The sequence below is a fragment of the Streptomyces sp. SID1328 genome (genome assembly GCF_009865595.1).
GTDB lineage: Bacteria > Actinomycetota > Actinomycetes > Streptomycetales > Streptomycetaceae > Streptomyces > Streptomyces griseoluteus.
Map to the genome: position 1 here is coordinate 1 of NZ_WWKH01000533.1, position 2,023 is coordinate 2,023.

3 protein-coding genes are annotated in these 2,023 nt (G+C 75.6%); 2 read left to right on the plus strand and 1 reads right to left on the minus strand.

Annotated features, from left to right (window positions below; translation table 11 throughout):
- On the plus strand, positions 1–407 hold a 407-nt coding region (locus GT030_RS16790), incomplete at its 5' end, for an ATP/GTP-binding protein (protein ID WP_161201793.1).
- A 75-nt stretch (positions 408–482) separates the two neighbouring features.
- The gene (locus tag GT030_RS16795) at positions 483–1,016 is read left to right on the plus strand and encodes an NUDIX domain-containing protein (protein ID WP_161201794.1); all 534 of its coding nucleotides are present in this window, start codon (positions 483–485) and stop codon (positions 1,014–1,016) included.
- On the opposite strand, the gene GT030_RS16800 is transcribed toward GT030_RS16795, so the two are convergent.
- A partial coding sequence (locus GT030_RS16800) for a glycoside hydrolase family 31 protein (protein WP_237522543.1) occupies positions 1,010–2,023 on the minus strand: 1,014 nt, incomplete at its 5' end. The genes GT030_RS16795 and GT030_RS16800 overlap by 7 nt on opposite strands.

Genomic DNA, 2,023 nt, shown 5'->3' on the forward strand with positions numbered 1-2,023 from the left:
CCACCACCGTGGCCATGGACTTCGGCCGCATCACCCTCCGCGCCGACCTGGTGCTCTATCTGTTCGGCACGCCCGGCCAGGAGCGGTTCTGGTTCATGTGGGACGAGCTGTCCGAGGGTGCGCTCGGCGCGGTCGTCCTCGCCGACACCCGGCGCCTGGAGGACTGCTTCGCCGCCGTCGACTACTTCGAGCGCCGGTCGATCCCGTTCGTGGTCGGCGTCAACTGCTTCGAGGGAGCGGCCCGTTACCCGGCGGAGTCGGTCCGCAAGGCGCTCGACCTCGACCCGGACGTGCCCGTGCTGCTGACCGACGCCCGCGACCGGGAGTCGGTCAAGACCGTACTGATCGGCGTCGTCCAGCACGCCATGGAGCTGGCCGCCGAACGCCGCCGCGCCCTCGCCACCTGACCCGTGGGGCACCCCGCCCCACCCGTCCCTCCGGCACCCCGCGACACGCCCGCCGTGATCGGATACAGTCCGCGCGTGTCCGAGATTCAGCAGCCGGCCGCCAACTCCGGCCCCGGTTCCCACTGTTCGAGCTGCGGGGCCCTCTACGGGGACGGCGTCACCGGCTGGCCGCGTACCTGCCCCGCCTGCGGCACCACCGCCTACCGCAACCCGCTGCCGGTGGCCGTCGTGCTCCAGCCCGTGTACGACACCCACGGCGCCGCCCTGGTCGTCATCACCCGGACCGTCGCCCCGCAGCTCGGCGGGGTCGCGCTGCCCGGCGGTTTCATCGACGACCGGGAGGACTGGAAGCACGCCGCCGTCCGCGAACTGCGTGAGGAGACCGGCATCGAGGCCGAGGCCCGCGACCTGCGGCTGGTGGACGCCATGAGCTCGCCGGACGGCCATCTGCTGCTCTTCGGGCTCCTCCCGGAACGCCCCGCGGACTCGCTCCCGGCCTCCGCCGCCACCGACGAGACCGAGGGCTGGCACCTGCTGCGCGGCCCCGAGGAACTCGCCTTCCCGCTGCACACCCTGGCCGTCCGCACCTGGTTCCAGGGCCGCTACTGACCGGTGGCCGCCCCGCCGAGCCCCCGTACCCGCACCGGCCGGGACGGCTCGGCGGGGCCGCCGTCCGCCTCGCGGGTGACGAGCACGCGCGTGCCGTCCCAGCGGGTGGCGTACCGCTCGATCTCCCCCGTGTCCGGCACCACCAGACCGCCCCCGGCCCGCCCCGGCGCGGGCGCCCACACCTCCAGCGCCAAGGTGCCGTCCGCACCGAGCACCGGAACGACGGCACCCGCGCGGGCGAGCACCGGAATCCGCCCCCGCGGAGCCTCCACCAGCACCTGCCCCGGCCCCTCGTACGCCCGCTCCGTCACCGTGTCGTACCAGCGCCCCCGGGGCAGCCGCACCGCCCGCCGCTCGGTACCGGGGTCCAGCACCGGCGCCACCAGCAAGCTGTCACCCAGCAGGAACGCGTCCTCGCAGTCCCGCAGCGCCCGGTCCTCCGGCGCCCCCCACCACAGCGGCCGCACAGCGGGCGCCCCCGTCGACCGGGCCAGGTGCGCCAGCGTCACGAAGTACGGCAGGAGGCGCCGCCGTTCGAGCAGCGCCACGCGCGCGTGCCCCAGCACCTCCGACCCGAACTCCCACGGCTCCCGCCCCGCACGCGCGCCCGTGCGCGTGCGGAACAGCGGCAGATACGCGCCGAGCTGGAACCACCGCAGATACAGCTCCGGCGACGCGTCACCGCCGGGCCCCCCGACATCCGTCCCCGCGTACGGCACCCCGCACAGGCCCAGCCCCAGCACCAGGGACAGCGACGCCCTGAGCGCAGGCCAGCCCGTCCCCACGTCCCCCGACCAGATGCCGCCGTACCGCTGGGTTCCGGCCCAGCCGGACCGGGAGAGCACGAAGGGCCGTTCCTCGGGCGCCAGTTCACGCAGCCCCTCGTACGCGGCCCGCGCCATGCACAGGGCGTCCAGGTTGTGCGCCTCCCGGTGGTCGCCGCCCGCCCCGTCCAGGGCGTGCCGGGCCGAGCGCGGCAGCGGCGGCTCCCCGAACGCCTCCCGGGC